General features: G+C 66.0%; 18 protein-coding genes and 2 pseudogenes. 15 read left to right on the forward strand and 5 right to left on the reverse strand.

The window, feature by feature from the left end:
• Window positions 1–157 precede the first annotated feature (157 nt).
• The 4 genes from HK436_RS00955 to HK436_RS00970 all read right to left on the reverse strand — a co-directional run bounded on the left by HK436_RS00955 (window position 158) and on the right by HK436_RS00970 (window position 3,797).
• A complete protein-coding gene (locus HK436_RS00955) occupies window positions 158–1,174 on the reverse strand; it encodes a nucleotidyl transferase AbiEii/AbiGii toxin family protein (protein ID WP_173186654.1) in 1,017 nt (338 codons plus the stop codon).
• Entirely contained in the window at window positions 1,167–1,760 is a 594-nt protein-coding gene (locus tag HK436_RS00960) for a DUF6088 family protein (protein WP_173186656.1), read from the reverse strand. Before HK436_RS00960 ends, HK436_RS00955 begins: the two co-directional genes overlap by 8 nt.
• Before the next feature lie 67 nt (window positions 1,761–1,827).
• Window positions 1,828–3,165, reverse strand: coding sequence for a hypothetical protein (locus tag HK436_RS00965; RefSeq protein ID WP_173186658.1), 1,338 nt, complete (start codon window positions 3,163–3,165; stop codon window positions 1,828–1,830).
• The gene (locus HK436_RS00970; protein WP_173186661.1) at window positions 3,162–3,797 is read right to left on the reverse strand and encodes a hypothetical protein; all 636 of its coding nucleotides are present in this window, start codon (window positions 3,795–3,797) and stop codon (window positions 3,162–3,164) included. The genes HK436_RS00965 and HK436_RS00970 overlap by 4 nt, the downstream gene beginning before the upstream one ends.
• 94 nt (window positions 3,798–3,891) lie before the next feature.
• On the opposite strand from HK436_RS00970, the gene HK436_RS00975 reads away from it, so the two are divergent.
• The 10 genes and pseudogenes from HK436_RS00975 to HK436_RS01020 all read left to right on the forward strand — a co-directional run bounded on the left by HK436_RS00975 (window position 3,892) and on the right by HK436_RS01020 (window position 14,960).
• Window positions 3,892–4,446 carry a hypothetical protein gene (locus HK436_RS00975; RefSeq protein WP_173186663.1) on the forward strand — a complete coding sequence of 185 codons (555 nt, stop codon included), beginning with the start codon at window positions 3,892–3,894 and terminating at the stop codon, window positions 4,444–4,446.
• A gap of 16 nt (window positions 4,447–4,462) precedes the next feature.
• Complete coding sequence (locus HK436_RS00980; protein ID WP_173186665.1) at window positions 4,463–5,446, forward strand: HNH endonuclease; 984 nt, start codon at window positions 4,463–4,465, stop codon at window positions 5,444–5,446.
• Window positions 5,447–5,451: 5 nt separating this feature from the next.
• Entirely contained in the window at window positions 5,452–6,378 is a 927-nt protein-coding gene (locus HK436_RS00985; RefSeq protein WP_173186667.1) for a restriction endonuclease, read from the forward strand.
• A 35-nt stretch (window positions 6,379–6,413) separates the two neighbouring features.
• Entirely contained in the window at window positions 6,414–7,106 is a 693-nt protein-coding gene (locus HK436_RS00990) for a Fic family protein (protein WP_206680469.1), read from the forward strand.
• A 190-nt stretch (window positions 7,107–7,296) separates the two neighbouring features.
• Window positions 7,297–7,698, forward strand: a pseudogene (locus HK436_RS00995) (DUF932 domain-containing protein); the annotation flags it as partial.
• A 329-nt stretch (window positions 7,699–8,027) separates the two neighbouring features.
• The gene (locus HK436_RS01000) at window positions 8,028–9,383 is read left to right on the forward strand and encodes a tyrosine-type recombinase/integrase (protein ID WP_245283067.1); all 1,356 of its coding nucleotides are present in this window, start codon (window positions 8,028–8,030) and stop codon (window positions 9,381–9,383) included.
• Entirely contained in the window at window positions 9,380–11,218 is a 1,839-nt protein-coding gene (locus HK436_RS01005) for a site-specific integrase (protein ID WP_173186671.1), read from the forward strand. The genes HK436_RS01000 and HK436_RS01005 overlap by 4 nt, the downstream gene beginning before the upstream one ends.
• Window positions 11,215–13,380 carry a hypothetical protein gene (locus HK436_RS01010; RefSeq protein WP_012112821.1) on the forward strand — a complete coding sequence of 722 codons (2,166 nt, stop codon included), beginning with the start codon at window positions 11,215–11,217 and terminating at the stop codon, window positions 13,378–13,380. Before HK436_RS01005 ends, HK436_RS01010 begins: the two co-directional genes overlap by 4 nt.
• Complete coding sequence (locus tag HK436_RS01015; protein ID WP_012112820.1) at window positions 13,377–13,817, forward strand: hypothetical protein; 441 nt, start codon at window positions 13,377–13,379, stop codon at window positions 13,815–13,817. Before HK436_RS01010 ends, HK436_RS01015 begins: the two co-directional genes overlap by 4 nt.
• A gap of 216 nt (window positions 13,818–14,033) precedes the next feature.
• Window positions 14,034–14,960 carry an ArdC family protein gene (locus HK436_RS01020; protein ID WP_012112819.1) on the forward strand — a complete coding sequence of 309 codons (927 nt, stop codon included), beginning with the start codon at window positions 14,034–14,036 and terminating at the stop codon, window positions 14,958–14,960.
• 16 nt (window positions 14,961–14,976) lie between these two features.
• On the opposite strand, the gene HK436_RS01025 is transcribed toward HK436_RS01020, so the two are convergent.
• Window positions 14,977–15,405 carry a MerR family transcriptional regulator gene (locus HK436_RS01025; protein WP_012112818.1) on the reverse strand — a complete coding sequence of 143 codons (429 nt, stop codon included), beginning with the start codon at window positions 15,403–15,405 and terminating at the stop codon, window positions 14,977–14,979.
• A gap of 86 nt (window positions 15,406–15,491) precedes the next feature.
• On the opposite strand from HK436_RS01025, the gene HK436_RS01030 reads away from it, so the two are divergent.
• From HK436_RS01030 to HK436_RS01050, 5 genes and pseudogenes are all read left to right on the forward strand, one after another.
• Window positions 15,492–15,917, forward strand: coding sequence for a mercuric transporter MerT family protein (locus HK436_RS01030; protein ID WP_039194744.1), 426 nt, complete (start codon window positions 15,492–15,494; stop codon window positions 15,915–15,917).
• A 21-nt stretch (window positions 15,918–15,938) separates the two neighbouring features.
• Entirely contained in the window at window positions 15,939–16,235 is a 297-nt protein-coding gene (locus HK436_RS01035) for a heavy-metal-associated domain-containing protein (RefSeq protein WP_012112816.1), read from the forward strand.
• A gap of 1 nt (window position 16,236) precedes the next feature.
• On the forward strand, window positions 16,237–16,485 hold the full coding sequence (locus HK436_RS01040) for a hypothetical protein (RefSeq protein WP_036742955.1): 249 nt from the start codon (window positions 16,237–16,239) through the stop codon (window positions 16,483–16,485).
• Window positions 16,482–18,784 (forward strand): annotated as a pseudogene (gene merBA / locus HK436_RS01045) (bifunctional organomercurial lyase/mercury(II) reductase MerBA). Before HK436_RS01040 ends, merBA begins: the two are co-directional and overlap by 4 nt.
• Window positions 18,769–19,755, forward strand: coding sequence for an FAD-dependent oxidoreductase (locus tag HK436_RS01050; protein WP_312860451.1), 987 nt, complete (start codon window positions 18,769–18,771; stop codon window positions 19,753–19,755). Before merBA ends, HK436_RS01050 begins: the two are co-directional and overlap by 16 nt.
• The last annotated feature ends 31 nt before the right edge of the window (window positions 19,756–19,786 follow it).

The raw sequence follows: 19,786 nt of genomic DNA on the forward strand, positions 1-19,786 counted from the left end.
CGTTCCGCGTTGGAAATTTCCCTAAATTGCTCACAATTTTCCTTCAACCGTATTTGGCCGGCAGAAAGATTCCTGAGAGGAACGGCAGGATCGAAGCAGCGCAAGCCGCTCGCGTAGATTTCGGAAATGTACGCCGTCGCCTCCCAGTTCGTTTTTCTTATCCTGCCGCGCTGTTGGCTCGCGCGGTGATGTCTGCGCAGCGCTCCATGAGTGTCTCGAAAGGCTCGGCTTCATCGAGAAGAAGCCCGTCGTCGACCATGCGCGCGTAATCTTCTTCGAGAGCTTTTGCGCCGTCGCCGACTGGCACGAGCTGTAAGCCACCGTTCACGGCCGAGGCGTAGTCAATCTGAGAGCGGTCCACGGCTTTCTCGGCGAAGAACATCGCCTTGTGACGAGCCACGGCGTTGGCCAGCTCACGGTCCGCGAAAGCGGCAGCGGCAAAACCAGCTTCATCGAGACGCACCACGTCATGCCAGTGACGCGCGAAACGATCGCCGCGCAGCCTTTCCTGGAGGCAGAAGACGTGGATCGCGGTGGCCTTCTCCCAGAAGGTCCGCTCGGCATGCATGACACGCGGCCGAGCGGTTGGAAAGACTACGCCATCCACCAGCCCGGCCGCGTCGCAGGCGACATCGCGCAGGCTCGCCGGCTCACCGGTCGAGCGGGCGCCGAATTCGAGCATGACGCTCGGCGATACATAGCCCGAGCCTGCCGCTGTCGCCTCATAGTCGATGAAGAGTCTCTCGCCATCGATCCGGGTCGCCGCTGACAGGGGCGCACCCGCCAAGGCCTCGGCGATGACCGGCTGAACGGCCCCCGCTACCCAATGCGGCAGACGCTCGCGCACTGCACTCGTCCAGCGTTTTTCCTCGCTTCGCGTCTTCGGCAGCGCCTCGCCATTGTCTCCGATGAGGTCGGGGGCAAGCGCGCGAATGTCGTAGGTCAGATCGACGTCCTCGGAAAACCGCCGGATGACGCCATAGGCTTTCGACAGCGAAGTGCCGCCCTTGAAGACCAAATGTTCGCCGAGCGGCGAGCCGTAGAGCGTGGATAGCGCCCACACCACCCACGCATCCTTCTCCAGCAGGTGCGCCGGTCGGCCCGAGCGGTCGGCAGCGACGCTCAAGGCTTCCCGGCGATCTTCGGCCGTAAGGAGGAGGAAGGCGTCAGCCATGCGCAACCTTTCCCACGCTGCGCGCAAGCCAGGTCGGGAGCTGAGGGGCTGCCGCCACCAGCTCACTGAACGCGGCGGGCGGGAGCTTCCGCTTCAGGGTTTGGAGGGCGGACTCGGCCCTTTCTGGGCCGAGCCAGGCAAGCGCTCGCACCGCTTGTCCCGCTGGCCGATGCGCCATGGCGAGCTGCCAGCGAGGAGCGTGGCGAAGTTCGACGATCTGCTTGCCGAGGCTCATCTTCCGGGTGCGCCCCGATGTCAGGTAGACCGACCGGACCGGTACCTGCGTCGTAAGCCCGAGGCTGTTGGCGGCGGCCGCACCGCTCGAGACGATGACTTCGCCGCGCTGGGCGGCAAGCGCTTCGACCGCCTGCTCTATCGACGGCGCCCTGGTCCCGAACCGGCTCGTGATCGGCAGCAGATAAACACCACGACCGGCCCGGATCAGTCGCCCCCTCTCAGCCAAGCGCGACAAGGCCTGATCCACCGCAGCGCGATTGCCAAGGTGAAGCAAGCTCTTAGCTGCGACCGGCGTGCCTTCCGGCAGCCGCGCCCCATGATCAAGAATCTGTTCGGTCAAGCGCTGCATGGCCTTTTCTCCTGTCAGAAATATACGCGGTTTTCTGACAGTTTTCAACCTTGGCGTGGCTTGTCGGCTAGATGAGCGGTGCGCCCTTATCGAGAAGACCGTCGAGAAAGTCCTCGCGGGACGAAATGGGGCCAGCCTGGGTGGCGAGGATCAGCGCTTCCACCACCTCCCGAGCCAGCGAGCGGGCCATCACCCGCTCGGTCGTCGAGATGGCTGTCATCGCGCGGCCATGCAGGAAGGCGCTTCGCACGTCGAACAGCCGCTCATACTGGTCGGCGTAGCGGCGATCGCCGAGAAGCCCGGCGACGCGTCCCCGCATCCTTTTCGTGGGGCTCATTCCCTTGTGGCGATCGGGCGCCACCCGGAAGTTCTTCTGATAGTCGGCGCGCAGGCCCAGCGCCGCTTCGATCGTCGTGATATGCGCCAGAAACTCGTCGACGCCTTCCGCCAGGAACGCGCGGACCAGGAAGTGAGTGATCGGCGTTTCGAACAGAACCGATTGCTTCGCCTGCTCGACGATCGTCCAACGGTTCTGATCCCAAACCGGCAGCTCGGTTGCGACCTCGTCTTCCAGGTGCAGCTCAACTGGCCGCTCCTCCTCAATGGTCCCACCATAGCCGTCGTCGTAGATACGAGGTTCCCAGCTCAGCGTATCCGGCGACGGCGGAGTGTTGAGGTGGACGAAGATGTCGCCATCGACGGTGTAGACCCACGGGACACGGAAGCCGCGCCAGTCGACCTCCGCCATCGTCGACCAGCTCTCCCACGGTGCCAACAGCAGGAAGAACAGCGCCTCCTCGACCGCGCCGGGAAACCGCCCCTTGTGCGGTTCAATCTGGCCCAGATCTCGGCTCAGGTCCATGAACAGCACGGGGACGGCACGCGCCTCGGGCTCCTGGTCGAGCGCCACCGTCTCCTCGACAACCAGCCAGTGGAATTCGGAAAAGCGCTCGGCGTCGAAATCCTGCCGCGGATAGAGCCGCTTCAGTCTAGCCTCATCAACGAGGGTCCGCAGTTCGTCCGAAGTCAGCCGGCCGAGCTTCGCGGGGCCGAACGCGATCGACGGCAGGTCATCGGCCAGATCGAGCGGCACGAGGTGAATGCGTTTGGCGTTGGTCGCCCGCATCGCTGCATCGAGGCCCTTTGCCGCCTCCTCCACCGGCAACGACAAATGGACCGTTTCCTTCCGCAGACCGCAAGGAAGGCCAAGAGCGCGCAAAGCGGCCGAAAGCGCAAAACCCGGTCCTTTCTTGCCGCCATTCGGATAATCGTCACGGCAGGCTTCCCGCAGTCGCTCGAAGGCCGGATGAGCCATGATGTTGTCGGGCCCTGGCGGACGTAGCCGCCACAGGTCCGACATAGCAGAGATTATCGCGTCGCTGGGACCGCTCGCCGCTTCACTCATCGGCCGATCCTTTCCGCCGCCAGTTCGCCGGTTGCACCCGGCTTCACATCCATGACCTCACCGCGGCTGCCGACAAGGGCGATTTCGATTCCGGCCAACGCGCAGCGCGGCGCAAGCCGCTCAGCCAGGCGCAACGTGCCCTCGGTCAGCGGCACCACGGCGATCTGACGACCCTGCGATGGCGTCGCCATTAGCAGCCCGACCGTCTCGCACAGGCCGCGGTAGAGCCGCGAGACCTGGCCCGGGTGCCGCGTGTTGATGATGCCGCCCTTGCACTCGGCTGAAATAACGTGGCTTTCGACCTCGGCGACAACATCGCCGAGCCCCGACTTGGGATGGACGGTGATCATCTGACCAGCGGAGTTTCGATAGGCGCCGCCGTAGGCCGTGCCGCCGATGCTGGAAATCTTCGCAAAGTCGCGCCGGCCGAGCCAGGCCGTGAAGTCGAACTGCTTTCCGTGTTCGCCATCGGGATGGATGCGGACGTCCCGCGCGCCTTGCGTGCGGAGCAGATGCATCGCGAAGGCGAGCATGACCGCCCCCTCGTAAAGATGATGTTCGTGTGGACCGTCCGATTTTCCGACCCGGTTCGCTGGCGGGGCCAAGGCCGTCACGAGATCTTCGAAGTCCAACCCAGCCTCCCCGGCGGAATCAGCGGGCGCCCGTCGCCCATCATTGACATGAGTTTATAACCGTCCATATTTGCCCGGTAAAGGAGGGACGCTCATGTTGACCTACCGCCCGGAGAAATTTGCCTCGCTCTATGACTCCGAGCTGGGCCAGCGCATCTGGAGCTTCCTCACGCGGGACGACAACGTCGCGCGCCTCGAAATCGCGTCGGAACTGAGCAAGCCCGCCGTCGAAGGCATCGAGGAGCAGCTCCTCGCCGAATTCCGCGAGGAGGTTCTGGCCGATCGCGTCAAGCAGATGGTCGGCCACATGGTGCGGCAGATCTTGGAGCAGCGTGATTGGGTGCTCGACCAGACCGACGTGAAGGTTCAGTCCGTGCCCTTCAGTAAGGCGACGCGCTACCGCCGGCCCGATTGGTTCACCTTCTACGCTTTCCGCAACAGCAGTGACCCGCGTGACGTCGTCATCACCGACCGGCGGCAAAACCCGACGCTGCCCGCCGGCGCGCGCTGGACCTTCTATGCGACCTTCGCCAGCCCGTTGAAGGCCGCCGTGGCTTTCGGCGTCAACGACATCAAGCAGCTCCGCGAGGAAGTCCACTCCCACGGCTATCACCGCGTGCAGGTCCCGCGCATGCTGCGGCGCGCATGATGGAGGCAGAAAACCGATGACCGATCTCGACGCCGCCACTATCGCTGCCGCCGACTTCTACGACAAACACTATGCAGGAACCGAGCCGATTTTCCTCGAGCCCGGCAAGAAGCTGACGCTCGGAAGCGCGGAACATCCTCGGCATTGCCGCTTCTGCCGCCGGGATGAGCCGGCCGTGACTTTCAAGGATGAAGCCCACGCGCTGCCAGCGGCCTTCGGCAACACAGGCCTTTTCAGCAACTATGAGTGCGACGCCTGCAACCATCTCTTCGGCGAGGGTATCGAAAATCATCTCGGGAACTGGACCAAGCCCATGCGCACCCTCTCGCGCATCAAGGGCCGAAGCGGCGTCCCGACCATCAAGAAGCCAGGTCCCGACAAGGGCTGGCGTGTCGAATATTCGGGTACGGGCTTTCAGCTCAAGGAGTACGAAGACGATCCATTTTTCGTGGTGGACGAGGCGGCCAAGCAGCTTCGCTTCGAACTCCACCGCGACACCTATATCCCGGTCGCTGCGCTGAAGGGCCTAGTCAAGATCGGCCTTACCCTCATCCCGGACATCGAGACCCAGCATTTCCAGGAGACCTATGACTGGATCCGCGACACGGACCATTCGCGCAACTTCGTCGCGGAGTTTCCCATCATTCGGACGTTCATTCCCGGTCCGATGCGCAACGACCTCATCGTTCTCATGTTGATGCGGCGGCGCGCGGGAATCGACACCGTGCCCTACGCCTTCTTCACCATGGCCTATGGGAACGACGTGCTTCAGGTTTTCCTACCCTCGATCTTACAGGACCGGTGTATCGACGGCCGGCCTCTGTCGCTCGTGCCCTTTCCGACGCCGGGATCTCCCAACCCAGCTCTCTATGGCCGGCCCAAGGTGAAGGTCGAGAAGCTGACCGGACGTGAACCGGTGAAGGGCGAGAAGGTCCCTGCGATCTTCGGCTTCGATTCCGTGCAGGAAAACGCGACCGATCAGACCGATGGTGGGGCCTGATCGGGATGAACATCCAGCCTTCTGCCGTGACGGCGTCACGCTCGTACTACATCAAGCTCGGCCGCGGCGGCGATTGGGAGGCTGAGAGCCTGCGGGATGGCGTGCTTCGCTTCGGTTATCGCGAAGCGCCCCATGACCTTTGCATGCGAGGCGATTGGCAGGCCGTCTGGGAGGCGATGAAGCTCGTCCGCGGCGATGCAGGCGCCGCGACCAGGGACGTCAACCAGATTCGTGCCTATTACGAGGCCAATGAACAATCGATCTTCATCACCTTCGTCGGCGGCCTGCTCTATTGGGCACGGCCCACAGGGCCGGTCGAACTTCTGGAGGATCGCAGCCATCGTCGCGCGACTGTGGACGGCTGGCGCAACACGAGCATCGGCGGCAGCCTCCTCTCTGCTGATCGGCTTTCAGGCCGCCTGCTGAAGGTGCAGATGTTCCGTGGCACCATCTGCGACGTCCAGGCCGCCGACTATCTCTTGCGAAAACTTAACGACCAGCTCTCTCCGGAGGTCGCCGCCGCCGAGGAGGCGGAACGCGCCCTCGTGACAGCGATCGTGGGGCTCATGCGTCTGTTGACCTGGCAGGATTTCGAACTCCTCGTTGATCTCGTGTTCTCGACCAGCGGCTGGCGACGCGTGAGCCAGGTCGGGCGCACGCAAAAGACGGTCGATCTGGAGCTCATCTTGCCAAGCACCGCCGAACGGGCGTTCGTCCAAGTCAAGTCTCAGGCGACGCCCGCGGCCCTGAACGACTATGTGGCGCGCCTGGCGCAGGCGGAGGCCTATGACCGCATGTTCTTTGTGTGGCACACGGGCGAGCTGCCCGAAGACGATCAGCCGACTGGCGTCATCCTTCTGGGGCCACAGAAGCTCGCCCGGATGGTCCTCGACGCGGGACTGTCGTCCTGGCTTCGGGAGAAGGTGTCCTGATGAGACCGCCTGCAAAATGGAAGGGAGACGGCGGGGTGAAACAGCCGACACCGAAATGGCAAGCTCATAGCGCAGTCGGCTACGACAGCCAGATGACAACCATATGCGACCGGCTCCTTGTTGAAATCCAAACCGATCCTGAACGGCGGCAGGCGATCCTTGCGGATCCGCGGGAGCTGCACCGCGAGCTTTTCGCTCCCTTTGCTCCTGCGAGCCATGCCGAGTATGCGGGGACCTATCGAGGCACCGCCAACACCACGTTAGTCGATCGAAGGATTTCGGCGGAAAGCCAGCTCGAGTTGGGCACAGAATATGAATTCTGCCTGCCCGGCGAAGTAGCTTCGCGGATGGCCGAACTGCTGAAAAATGCGGGAGACCTGCTCGCTGACACCAATCCAGACGACTTCGGCAGGCTCATCGCCCTGACTTACACTTTCTGCTGGTTCGGAAAGATTCACCCATTCCTCGACGGCAACGGCCATGTCCAGCGTGCCATCTTCGCTGCCATGGCGACAGAGTTCGGCTACCCGCTCTCCGCGCGCTTCGCCATCCATCCGCGGCCCTACGACCGGCTGCTCGCGACTGCCTTGGAAATTTTCACACGGGCGCCGACCGGCAAGGAGAACGAGGAATTGGGTTTGGTAGCCGAATATCTGGCGTTCTTTCTCGACGGGCCGTTCAAAGCACCCCGCAAGCACGTCGGAAGCGCGTCCCCCTATACATCGTGAGTTGGCCGCGCCGGCCTGAACACAAACCTGGAGGGGAAAGCCTTCCCCCACGGCCGAGCCGAAGTCTCGGCCGCCCCCTTCTGCGGGGAACCCCCGCAACGCCCCCGAGAGTGAGAGTGTGGACGGGATTTCCGTGATGGGTTGAGTGCCGAGAGAGAGGCTTTCGGCGCCCGTCATGGAGTTTGGTCCCATGAACATGCAGGTTCTCGACGCGCGCCGCGACATAAGCGGCGGCTACAAGGTGGATGTCAGCCGCGGCGAGCGGATCGGCCGTGTATCCTCGGAATGGTTCTCGCGCCCCGACGATGAGCGTTATCTGTCCCTGTCGGAACTGGCGGATTCGGTGCGCGGTCGGTCGGAGCGCAGCCGGACACGCGTGGTGGAAACCGCGCTGATCCATGTCGAGGCGAGCCGCACCGATCCGGAACGCTTGTCGCTCATCCTGCCGGGCTCGGACACGCCCGTCGCACCGACGCATTGGAGCTTCGGTCAGCTCGCCAGCCAGGTCGGAGCTCCCGCCGCCTATCTGCGCCAGCTCCCTGCCGCCCTGGCCGGCATCAACCTGCAATATGGGCTGACCTCGCATCGGGCCTTATCCTGACTCTGTGATCCTGTCTCAGAATCATGCATTGGAGGCGCCTCACCACGGCTCCGGTGAAGCTCTTCAGACGTCCGGGTCAAGCGTTCCCGCAGCGTAGCGAGGACAACGCTTGACGCGGCGGCGGCACGACAAGCTGTTCATGGGGTGCAGGCTAAGTCCTGCACCCCTGCCACGCGGCGAGAGGGAGAGCGCGAGGGGAACCCCTCGCATTCTAAACAATGAAGTTGCGCCGAAGGCGCTCCGCTTGGGTATCGTGCGTGCATTTGTATTTTACCGATCTTGACACTATTTCGCGTCCGCTTTTCCTTGATGACCTTGCAGTGAGCCTCGCGCCCGGTGCGCTCGACGCGGTCGAGCGCACCGGGCTGATTCACGGCATGCCGTTCATCCTGATGGATGACGGCAGCTACGATCTCGCTCTCAACCGGTTCTTTCGTGCCTGTCCTGCTATGGGAGCGCGATCGCCGAACACGTGGCGCTCCTACGCCCGCGACATTCTCGTCTGGGCGCGCTTTCTTGTCGAACGGCGCGGCGGCAAGACGGTCTGGCAGGCCGGCCGCGACGATGTCCTGGCCTTTCACCGGGCGCGTCGGCTGTCGGCAGCTCCCTACCGCATCTCGGCTGCGAGCTGGAACCGGAGCGTTGCCGCGCTCGACAAGCTCTATCGCTGGGCTGTCGAGGAAGGAATCATTGCGATCTCGCCCTTCAGCTACGGCGCCACCCTTCGCAGGGCCGGCGGTAGCCGCGCAGTGCTCGCTGTGACGACGAACCGTGCCCGCGAGCGCGCCGCGCGGCGCCACGATACCCGTTACATCGATCTTGGCCGCTACCTGCTGTTCCGCGAGGTGGGATTGCGCGGCCGGCTTCCCGACGGCTCGGAGGACGCGACGTGGCGCGGCCGCAACGGCGAGCGCAATGCGTTGTTTGCCGAGCTTCTCGTCACGACCGGCCTGCGGCTGACAGAGGCCGGCAGTCTGCTGCTGAGTGAGCTGCCGCGCCTGACCGATCCCGAATCGCGCTCGGTGCCGTTCGATCTCCCCGGTCCGATCGCCAAGGGCGGACGACCACGGCGCATCCGCGTTCCCCGCCGGGTATTGAGATTGATCGGCGACTATGTCGATCTCGAGCGCACGGTCTCTGCCGCGCGCTCAGAGCCTTCGGTGTCCGATCCGCTCTGGCTGATGCTGGAGGACGGGAAGGCAACAGACGCGGCGGGCAAGCGTGTCCGGCTCGACCGTCTGACGCTGGGCGAACGCCGCCGCGTGCTGGTCGGCACGCCCGGCCAGGCGCAGCATGCCTTGCTCTGGCTGACTGAAGGCGGCAAGCCCGTGCCCTCGGCGACTTGGGAAGCTGCCTTTCGGCGGGCCTGCACCCGCTGCCGCCGTTTCGGCATCGAGGTCGAGGTGACGCCACACACGCTGCGGCACACCTTCGCCGTCAACATGCTCTCCATGCTGATCCGCGAGCAGATCGGATCCGTGTTCGATCCGCAGGACCAGCACGGCGCAGCCTATCGGCGGATTCTCGGCGATCCTCTGCAGAAGCTCCAGCACCTGCTGGGGCATGCGAGTATCACCAGCACCTACATCTATCTCGACAGCCTCGCCGAGGCGCAGGAGCTGGTCGAGGCCGCCGCGGATCGCTGGGCCGAAGACACGGCTGGCGGCGCGGCATGACCGCCGCGGCGGCTCCATCGGTGCGGCGGCCGGGTCGCCGCGCCCTCTTTCCCGAGGCGCTGCCCGATCCCGAGGGCGAGGCCGCCGCTGCGATCGCATCGCTGCGCTTTACCGTCACGCTGGCGGATCGCAGCAAGACGATCGACCTGACGATGCTCGCCGGCCGCAAGGCATTGGCGCGGACCTTTGCCGGCGCGCTCTGGCGCGCCTGCCAGGTCGGTGGTCCGGCCGGCTCGATCTCGACGGCCTACGCCTATGCCAATGCGCTCAAGACATTTTGGCGCTATCTCGATTCCGCCGGATCGCACGTCGCCCGTCTCTCCGACGTCAGTGCCGTCTGCATCGACGGCTTCGATTCCTGGATGGAGGGGAGCGGCCTGCATCCCAATCACCGCCTGCACCGCATGAGCAAGGTGCTCAACCTGCTGCGGCTTGCCGAGGCCGCGGAGCCCAGCCACCTGCCGCCCGATGCCTCACGCCGGCTGATGTACACGAGCGATCGGCCCGGCGTGCGCGCCAGGCCGCGCGATGCCTATGGCGATGATGTCGCCGCGGCATTGCGGAAGGCGGCGCGCACCGATCTCGCCGCCATCATCCGCCGCTTGGGCGAGGCCGATCGTATTCCGGCGGTCGAGGATTCCGATCGGAGCAAGGCGCTGGCAGCAACCCACAAACAGGTAATGGAAGTGATCGACGCGGAAGGCGTCATCGGGCACAGGCACCCTCTCTTCAAGCGACTCTACACGCTCCGCCGCGAGAGTGGCCTGCCGAACGATCGCCTGATCCACGATCTGCATGGCCGCCGGCATCTCATCGCCGCCGATCTCGTGCCGCTCATCGTGCTTATCTCGCTCGACACCGGCATGGAGATCGAAGCGATCAAGGGCTTGCGAGCGGACTGCCTGAAGAACCCGGCGGGCGGCTATGTCGAGATCGAGTATTGCAAGCGTCGGGCGCGCGGCGCCGAGTGGAAGCGGCTGCGTGTGCGCGACGGCGGTTCCTCGACGCCGGGCGGCTTGATCCGCAAGGCGCTGCAGTGGACCGGTCCGGCGAGAAGCCGGCTCGGCGCCGACACGCTCTGGGCGCACTGTGCCTGGGGCCGCCTGACCCCTCGGGTGCTCAGCATGAAGGAGCTCGCGGCTTCATGGACGCGCCGGCACGGCATCCTTGATGAGCGGGGCCAACGCCTTCGCCTCAATCTGACGCGCCTGCGCAAGACGCATAAGGCGGCATGGTACCGGCGCACGGGCGGCCAGCTCGACCGCTTCGCCGTCGGCCACACTGTCGCGGTCGCGGCCGACCACTACGCCGACATTCCCGCGCTTCGTCATCTGCACGAGGCGACAATTGCCGACGCCATGACCGATGCGCTCGACGCCGCGTTCCCCCTGTGTCCTGTCGTCGGAGGAGGAGCGGCCGTCCAGACCGATCCCGACAAGGCGACCGGCCTTCCCGTTGTCGGCGCCGCCGCGGTCAAGGCGCTGTTCGGCGGCGAGCAGGACGTCTGGCTCGCCAGTTGCGGCGGCTTCTACAACAGCCCGTTCGGCTCGGAGGGAGAGGCCTGTCCGTCCCCCTTCTGGGGGTGTCTCGAATGCAGCAATGCCGTGGTCACCGCCCGCAAGGTGCCCGCGCTCCTGGCCTTCCTCAACTTCATCCGGGCGCAGCGGCAGGTGCTGAGCGAAGCCGACTGGATCGCCAAGTTCGGCCGGGTTCACGGACGCATCGCCGAACAGATTCTGCCCCGGTTCGCCGACGCCGAGATCGAGGAAGCCCGTCGGATTGGGTCATCGGACCCCGCGCTCCTCTACCTGCCGCCCGAAGCGAGAGCGCCATGATGCCGGCACCGATCAAGCTGCCGCAGCACGCGTCGCTGCCTTCGGCCATTTATGGCAACGACGAGCCCGTGCTTGCCGGCGTGGCGGTCAGGGACGATGCCGACCGCACGCGACTTCCGCGCTTCGGTGACGATCTTTGGGACCTGGGCGCCGCCATTTTCCGGGTGAACGCCCGCTACAGCAATTACCGGCTGAACCTCGCCCGCATCGCCGATCCCGTCACGCGGCGGCTGGCGAAGGAGTACGTGATCGCCCGCCTGCGCATCCATGTGCCGGGATATCGGGCGCCCTGCGGCGCGACCTCGGCGATCCGCCTGCTGCGCTACATCCAGCATTTCGCCGCGTTCCTCCGCGCAAGGACTGGCGCCGTCGATCTCAGCCGGATCGATCAGGCGCTGCTCGACGCCTATCTGGCGTATGCCCGTGACGGCGGACGGCGAACGCCTCACGAGACGGTGAAGTATGTCGAGGTGCCGATCGACCTGCATCACCTGGCGCCATGGCTAACCGGCGGCGGCATCGGTTTCCTGCCGTGGCGTGGACGTGCGGCGCACCGCGTTGCCGGCCGGCCGCCAGCGCCCGCCGAGAACGCCACGCCGCGCATTCCCGAGCCGGTCATCGGCGCCATGCTGCGCTGGGCGCTCAAGTATGTCGAGGTCTATGCGCCCGATATCCTCGCGGCGCGGGCCGAGCTTGACGCTCTCGAAGCCCGCTGCGCCCGATTGATGGCGCGGGACGCGCGGGCCGGACGGGCCGTGGCCAAGAACTATCGCGCCCGCGTGGCCAAGTGGCTCGACGTGCGCCGGGCCATGGGCCGAGGCGTGCCGATCTGGGAGCACGCGCCCAATGTGGCCCGCCGCATCGACCCGCTCACCGGCGAAGAGACCCCGCCCTACAATCTCCATCTGATGCGCCTTCACGCCGGCGCTCCGCAGAGCGGCCGCATCAGCCAGTCCGAGCCGACTGCACGACTGATCGAGAAGGCAGCCGCCGAGCTCGGAACCGAGATCGGCGGGCTCGATACGCCGATCTCGATCGATCCGGACACCGGACTGCCATGGCGCGAGCGCTTCGACGGCCTCAGCCTCGCCCGCGAAGAACGGATGTTGCAGGGCGCCTGCTATCTCGTCTGCGCCTACCTCACCGGCATGCGCGACAGCGAGGTGCAGGCGATGCAGCCGGGTTGCGTGTCGCCGGTGCGCAGCGCCGACGGCCTGGTCGAGCGGTACCGGCTGCGCAGCACGGTGTACAAGCGCCATGGCGCGCGCGGCGTCACGGCCGACTGGATCACGATCGAGCCCGTCGCTCGCGCCGTCGCGGTGATGGAGGTTCTCTCGGCACGCAATCGCCGAGAGAAGGAACTGTCATCCTTGTGGGTGGCGCTGAAGGACTGGCCCTGGAGCAACGATCATCTCGGGATGGGTGCAACGCCGACACTCAACCTTTTCCGCGAGGGCCTCGACACGCGCTCGGAGGCCGCGCCGGCGATTCCGCGCATCGGCGACGAGCCTTGGAAGTTTACGACCCGGCAGCTCCGACGCACGATCGCCTGGTACATCGCCAACCGGCCGTTCGGCACGGTCGCCGGCAAGATCCAGTACAAGCACGCCTCGGTCGCCATGTTCGAAGGCTATGCCGGATCGGCGCAGGCCGACTTCCGCTTGGCGATCGAGCGCGAACGTGCACTCGGCCAGCTCGACGACATTGTCGCCCATTACGAGGCCTATCTTCGCCGTGAAGGCCCGGCGGGACCGGGTGCTGCGCGACTGCGACGCGAGTTCGGCCGCGTGCAGGAGGAACTTGGCGATCTTCCCGGCCGGATCTTGGACCGCAAGCGGCTGCGCACCATGGTTGCCCATCTCGGGCGGACCCTGCATGTCGGTTTCCTCAACGACTGCCTGTTCGATGCAGCGACCGCGCTCTGCCTCACCGGCGCGCCAGATGCCGAGCGGACGGCGCCGGCCCTATCGCGCTGCAGCCCCGACCGGTGCCCGAACGCCTGCCTGACCGCCCGGCACCGCGAACCGTGGCAGGCCTCGATCGTCGAGGGCGAAGCGCTTCTGGCCGACCGGCGTCTATCGCCGCTGCAGCGCACGGCGATCCTGCGGGACAACGAGCGCAAGTGCCGGCTGATCGCGCCTCTCATGGACGGTGACGCATGACCGCGCTCGGGCCGAAGAGCCAAGCGGCGCTAAGGGCTGCCATGAAGCGGTTGCTCGACGGCCGCCCTGAACGCACCGACGGGGCGCTGACCGTCGCCAACCTGGCGCGCGAGGCCGGCGTCAGCCGAGCGACGGCGAACCGGGCCGGCGATCTTCTCGCCGAGCTCCGCGCGGCCGAAGCCCGCCTGCGGCGATCGTCGCCCAGGGCCCTCAAGGAACGCATCCATGCTCTGGAAGCGGAACTACGCGCCGTGCGTGGTGCCGAGATGGCGGAGCTGCGGGCGCTCACCCGGACGCTCGCGCAGCACATCCAGATGCTGACGTTGCAGCTCGCCGAGCGAGATGCCGTCATCGAAGGTCTGCGAGCGGAGCTGTCTCGATCCGTGGACGCCAGGGTCGTCCCGTTGCGGCGTCCGCCTCTGGACGGCACCGGCTGACAGCCGCGCTTCATCCTGACCGGTCCAGGCGCCGCTCGCCGGTCATGGCTGCCTCCCGTGCTCGCCCGTCGAGGCAGGGCTCGGGTTGTGGCAGACGCTGCCGGCCCATCAACCCTGTTCCGCACCAGCACCGAGAACAGGGTGTGACGGCCCGGCTTCCCGCGTCTGCCCCTGCCGCCTCGCCCTCGACGGAGAGGGCGAACACAGGAGGCAGCCATGACCACCGATCGCACACCCCAGCCCCGGAACGACATCTACGAGCGTGTCACCAGCCAGATCATCGCCGCCATCGAGGCCGGCGCCGACCAGTACCGGATGCCCTGGCACCACGACGGATCGGCCATCACTACGCCCGTCAACGTCGCCTCGCGCAAGGCCTATCGTGGCGTCAACGTCATCGCACTCTGGGCCGCCGCGCACGCCGCCGGCTTTCCCGCCGGCATCTGGGGCACCTATCGCCAGTGGCAGGCGCTCGGCGCCCAGGTCCGCAAGGGCGAGCGCGGGCACCTCGTCGTGTTCTGGAAGACCGTCGATCGCCACGGCAAGGCAGACGTACAGGACGGCGACGAGGATCGCGACGAGCCCGCCCGGCGCATGTTCGCCCGCGGCTACACGGTCTTCAACTGCGCGCAGGTCGACGGCTACACGCCGCCCGAGATACCGGTGCTACCCGAGGCCGAGCGCATCGAGCGGGCCGAACGGTTCTGCGCAGCGCTCGGCATCGACATCCGCCACGGCGGATCGCAGGCCTGTTACCGCCCATCCACCGACCACGTGCAGATGCCCGACTTCGCCTGCTTCCGCGATGCCGCAGCCTATTACGCCGTGCTGCTCCACGAATGCGGGCACGCCTCCGGCGCCAGGCATCGCCTCGACCGTGATCTCTCCGGACGGTTCGGCTCGGCCGCCTATGCTATGGAGGAATGCACGGTCGAGCTCCTGAGCGCCATGATCTGCGCCGACCTCCATCTCAGCGTCGAGCCGCGGCCCGACCACGCCAGCTATATCGCCTCCTGGCTCGAGGTGCTTCGCTCCGACAAGCGCGCGATCTTCACCGCCGCAGCCAAGGCGCAGCAGATCGCCGACTGGCTGCACGCCCAGCAGGGCAACGCTTGCCGGAACGACGTCAGGGGCGCCGCATAGGCGCTCCTCGACCCGATCAGTTGACAGTTCGCTCCCGGAACAGCGCCTCAATCAGCGGACATTCCGGCCGCGTGCCGTCGGCGCATTGCGCGACGACGTCCTTGAGCACCCGCTCCATGCGCTTCAGGTCAGCGATCTTCGCCCGCACATCGTCGAGATGCGCGGCGGCGACCGCGCTTGCCTCGGCGCAGGGCTGGTCGCGTTCGTCGACCAGGCGCAACAGCTCGCGGATTTCGTCGAGTGAGAAGCCGAGCTCGCGTGCCCGCAGCACAAAGCGAAGGCGCCGCTCGTGCGTCGTGTCGTAGCTGCGGTAGCCGGCCGCCGTGCGCGGTGGCTCGGGCAGGAGCCCGACCTTCTCGTAGTAGCGCACAGTCTCCAGATTGCTGCCCGTCCGCCGGGCGAGCTCAGCCCGCTGCAGGCCCTTCACGCCAGCGTGATCGCGCATCGCAAAAATCCCTCTTGACCCTGTAGTTGCTACAGACCGCATGGTACTGCGCAATGAGGATTTCGGCAAGGAAAGCGAGATCGGACATGGATATATCGCGACCCAGCACGGCGGGCATGACGTCCGCCACGACCGACGTGCTCGCGTCGGACCGAGCCGAAGTCGGACGGCAGCGCCTGGTCGCCGTCGGCGGCATTCTCGGCGCGCTTGCCGCCTCCTCGTGCTGCATCGTCCCGCTCATCCTGTTTAGCCTAGGCATTGGTGGCGCCTGGATCGGCAATCTGACGGCGCTCGCGCCCTACAAGCCGCTCTTCGTCGCCGGGACGACGGGCGTTCTCGGCTACGGCTTCTATCTCGTCTACTGGAAGCCGAGGCGGGCCTGCGCCGAGGATGCTGCCTGCGCGCGCCCGATCCCCAGCCGCATTGTCCAGATCGCGCTCTGGTTTGCGACGGTGCTCGTCGCGGCCGCCTTCGCATTCGACTACGTCGCCCCGCTGCTGCTTTCCGCCTGACACCAAGAGGAGACCCGTCCCATGAAGAAGAGTTTGAGTGCTCTTGCTTTGATCATGTCGGTGATGACCGCGCCTGCCGTGTTCGCTACCGAACGCACAGTCACCTTCGCCATCGACAACATGACCTGCGCCTCCTGCCCCTACATCGTGAAGACCTCGATGGCGGCGGTCCCCGGGGTCTCGACGGTGGCCGTCTCGTTCGAAGCCAAGACCGCGACCGTGACCTTCGACGACGCGCAGACGACCCCGGATGCCATCGCGGCCGCCAGCATGAATGCCGGCTATCCGGCCCGCCCGACGCAGGAGCAAGGCAGTTGACATGCATGACCGCGCCCTGATCCGCACCGGCGCCGCAGGCGCCATTGTCGTTGCGATCTGCTGCGCGGCGCCACTCCTTGCCGTGCCCCCGCCGCTGGCCGGCCTCGGCGCGTGGTTGACGGGTTCGGGTCTGGTCGTGCTTTCCCTGATCGCCGCGGGCCTCGGGCTTGTCGCCTGCGGCATCCATCATCGCCGTGCAAAGGTCGTCTGTTCCAACACGAAGATTCTGAATGAAGGCCTGAAGCCATGAACGATTGCTGCACATCCTCCGCGTCCCGCGACAAGGCGACGGTTTCTACATCCGCAACGGTGCCGAGCTTGGCCGTGCGGCCGGGTGTGACGTTTCCGGACTGGTCGGTGGTTTCGTCACCCGTGGTGAAGGAGGCCCTGCTGGCCATGGTCGGCTCCGACCATGTGCTCAACCGCTGGAGCGGCTACGAGGCGGCCACGGATCGCGTGCGCGTTGCGTTGCTACAGCTCTACGCCGAACACGGGCGAGCCCCGACCCCAAGCGCGCTTGCCAAGCGTGCGGGGCTGAGCGAGGAAGCCGTCCGTGCGCTGCTCGAAGAGCTCCGCCGTCGCGACCTCGTCGTACTCGATGGCGACATGATTGTCGGCGCGTATCCCTTCACCGACCGCGACACCGGCCACCGGGTCACACTGGACGGACGCACTCTTACTGCGATGTGCGCGGTCGACGCGCTCGGCATCGGCGCTATGACCGACCAAGACATCTCGATCGTCTCGCGCTGCCGCCACTGCGGCGCGCCGGTCCGGATCACCACGCAGGAACGGGGCCGGGCTCTGGCCGACGTTGAGCCGACGACGGCCGTCGTATGGCTCAGCGTCCATTACGAAGGCGGATGCGCTGCGAACTCGCTGTGCACTGCAACATCCTTCTTCTGTTCCGACGATCACCTCGCCGCGTGGCGCCGGCAGCGTCCTGCAGACGAGCCGGGATTCCGGCTGTCGATCGAGGAAGCTCTCGAAGCAGGTCGGGCGATCTTCGGGCCCAGCCTTGCCGGAATCGGCACAATCGCCGGCCACGGCAACAACGCGGCCGAGACACAAGGTGAGCCTCAATCGTCGGGCGATACGGCATCGCCGGACAGGCCCGTGACGCATCGGCGCCTTGGCACGAATGGCCGCAACAATGGTTCCTACGACCTTGCCATCATCGGCGCCGGCTCGGCCGGCTTCTCGGCCGCGATCACGGCAGCCGATCAGGGCGCCCAGGTGGCCCTCATCGGCAGCGGCACCATCGGCGGCACCTGCGTCAATATCGGTTGCGTGCCGTCGAAGACGCTGATCCGCGCCGCCGAGACGCTCCACAATGCCCGAGCCGCGGCACGTTTCGCCGGCATCACGGCCGAGGCCGAACTGACCGACTGGGGCGGAACCGTCCGTCAGAAGGACGCGCTGGTTTCGAGCTACGTCAGGCCAAGTACGCCGACCTGCTCCCGGCTTACAACGGCATCGCCTATCGCGAAGGGCCGGCGCGCATCGTGGACGGCGGCGTCCAGGTGGACGGCACGTTTGTCTCAGCCGGCAAGATCATCATCGCGACCGGCGCGCGACCGGCCGTCCCTGTCATCCCCGGCATCGAGACCGTGCCATACCTGACGAGCACGACGGCGCTTGATCTCGAGGCGCTGCCCCGATCTCTGCTCGTGATCGGCGGCGGCTATATCGGGGCCGAACTCGCCCAGATGTTCGCCCGCGCCGGCGTCGAGGTGACGCTGGTGTGCCGCTCGCGTCTCCTTCCGGAGGCCGAACCCGAGATCGGCACGGCGCTGACGGGGTATTTCATGGACGAGAGCATCGCGGTGATTTCCGGCATCACGTACCGGACGATCCGCAAGACCGCGGACGGTGTTGCACTCACTGTCCATCGCGACGGCAAGGACGTCACGATCGACGCCGATCAGGTGCTCGTGGCGACGGGCCGCGCGCCCAATATCGAAGGTCTCGGGCTCGCCGAGCATGGGATCGCTCTCTCGCCGAAGGGCGGCATCTTCGTCGATGACCGCATGCGCACGACAAGATCGGGCGTGTACGCTGCCGGCGACGTCACCGGTCACGATCAGTTCGTCTACATGGCCGCCTACGGTGCCAAGCTCGCGGCGAAGAACGCCCTCAACGGCGACAGCCTGCGCTACGACAACAGTGCCATGCCGGCCATCGTCTTCACCGATCCGCAGGTGGCGAGCGTCGGGCTGACAGAGGCGGCTGCGCGGACCGCCGGCCACGCCGTCCGTGTCTCCACGATCGGTCTCGACCAGGTGCCGCGCGCGATTGCCGCCCGAGACACACGCGGGCTCATCAAGCTCGTCGCCGACGCTGGCAGCGGCCGGCTGCTCGGGGCGCATATCCTCGCACCGGAGGGAGCCGACAGCATCCAGACGGCGGCCCTGGCAATCCGGCACGGCCTCACCGTCGACGACCTCGCGGATACGCTCTTTCCGTATCTCACCACCGTTGAGGGCCTGAAGCTCGCGGCTCTTGCCTTCGACAAGGACGTGGCGAAGCTCTCATGCTGCGCCGGCTGAGCCGTGAAGGCTCGGATGTCGAACGTGACAATGTTGGAGGAGATCTAGTGGCGAAGAGATATGACCTTGCGATCATCGGCACGGGAACGGCTGCGATCGTAACAGCACACAGGGTTCGTGCGGCTGGCTGGAGCGTCGCCGTCGCGGACTTCCGGCCCTTCGGGGGCACCTGCGCCTTGCGCGGTTGCGATCCGAAGAAGATGATGGTCGGCGGCGCCGAGGCGGCTGATCACGCCTGGCGCATGAGCGGACGTGGAATCGAAGGGGACGCGACGCTCGATTGGACGGGACTGATGGCCTTCAAGCGCAGCTTCACCGATCCGGTACCGCAGAAGCGTGAGAAAGCCTTTGCCGACAAAGGGATTCACGCCTTCCACGGTCACGTTCGCTTTATCGGCCCGAATGCGCTCGAGTTCGGAGGAGAGAGGATCGAGGCGGACCGTATCGTGATCGCCGCCGGCGCCGAGGCCGTGCCGCTCGGCATTCCGGGCGAGCAGCACCTGATCACCAATGAAGGCTTCCTGGAACTGGAGAGCCTGCCTGAACGCATCGTCCTTGTCGGCGGCGGTTATATCGCGGCCGAGTTTTCGCACATCGCGGCGCGCGCCGGAGCACAGGTCACAATTCTTCAGCACGGGAAGCGAATGCTCAAGCAATTCGACCCCGATCTCGTCGGCTGGCTGATGGACAAGTTCAGCGAGCGCGGCATCATCAATGTCCGCACACAGGCAGGGGTGACCGCCATTGAGAAGGTATCAGACGGCTATCGCGTCCGGGCGGACTGTCCTGACGGCGAACTCGATATGGACGCAGATCTGGTCGTCCATGCCGCGGGTCGGGCGCCGGCGCTCGCGACGCTCGATCTCGATGCCGGGAGCGTAAAGCACCATAACGGGCGGCTGGCGTTGAACGGATTTTTGCAAAGCGTCTCCAACCCGCGGTCTACGCAGCAGGTGATGCCGCCGGCCTAGGACCGCCGCTCACTCCGGTATCAAGCCATGA

This window comes from Neoaquamicrobium sediminum, from assembly GCF_013240295.1.
In the GTDB taxonomy this organism is placed as follows: Bacteria; Pseudomonadota; Alphaproteobacteria; order Rhizobiales; family Rhizobiaceae; genus Aerobium; species Aerobium sediminum.

Coding starts and splice junctions, on each gene's coding strand:
- HK436_RS01015 (WP_012112820.1), top strand. CDS start 13,377: ATGACCGCGCTCGGGCCGAAGAGCCAAGCGGCGCTAAGGGCTGCCATG.
- HK436_RS01025 (WP_012112818.1), bottom strand. CDS start 15,405: ATGCGCGATCACGCTGGCGTGAAGGGCCTGCAGCGGGCTGAGCTCGCC.
- HK436_RS01020 (WP_012112819.1), top strand. CDS start 14,034: ATGACCACCGATCGCACACCCCAGCCCCGGAACGACATCTACGAGCGT.
- HK436_RS00955 (WP_173186654.1), bottom strand. CDS start 1,174: ATGGCTGACGCCTTCCTCCTCCTTACGGCCGAAGATCGCCGGGAAGCC.
- HK436_RS01035 (WP_012112816.1), top strand. CDS start 15,939: ATGAAGAAGAGTTTGAGTGCTCTTGCTTTGATCATGTCGGTGATGACC.
- HK436_RS01040 (WP_036742955.1), top strand. CDS start 16,237: ATGCATGACCGCGCCCTGATCCGCACCGGCGCCGCAGGCGCCATTGTC.
- HK436_RS01010 (WP_012112821.1), top strand. CDS start 11,215: ATGATGCCGGCACCGATCAAGCTGCCGCAGCACGCGTCGCTGCCTTCG.
- HK436_RS00965 (WP_173186658.1), bottom strand. CDS start 3,165: ATGAGTGAAGCGGCGAGCGGTCCCAGCGACGCGATAATCTCTGCTATG.
- HK436_RS00980 (WP_173186665.1), top strand. CDS start 4,463: ATGACCGATCTCGACGCCGCCACTATCGCTGCCGCCGACTTCTACGAC.
- HK436_RS01050 (WP_312860451.1), top strand. CDS start 18,769: ATGCTGCGCCGGCTGAGCCGTGAAGGCTCGGATGTCGAACGTGACAAT.
- HK436_RS00985 (WP_173186667.1), top strand. CDS start 5,452: ATGAACATCCAGCCTTCTGCCGTGACGGCGTCACGCTCGTACTACATC.
- HK436_RS00975 (WP_173186663.1), top strand. CDS start 3,892: ATGTTGACCTACCGCCCGGAGAAATTTGCCTCGCTCTATGACTCCGAG.
- HK436_RS00960 (WP_173186656.1), bottom strand. CDS start 1,760: ATGCAGCGCTTGACCGAACAGATTCTTGATCATGGGGCGCGGCTGCCG.
- HK436_RS01030 (WP_039194744.1), top strand. CDS start 15,492: ATGGATATATCGCGACCCAGCACGGCGGGCATGACGTCCGCCACGACC.
- HK436_RS01005 (WP_173186671.1), top strand. CDS start 9,380: ATGACCGCCGCGGCGGCTCCATCGGTGCGGCGGCCGGGTCGCCGCGCC.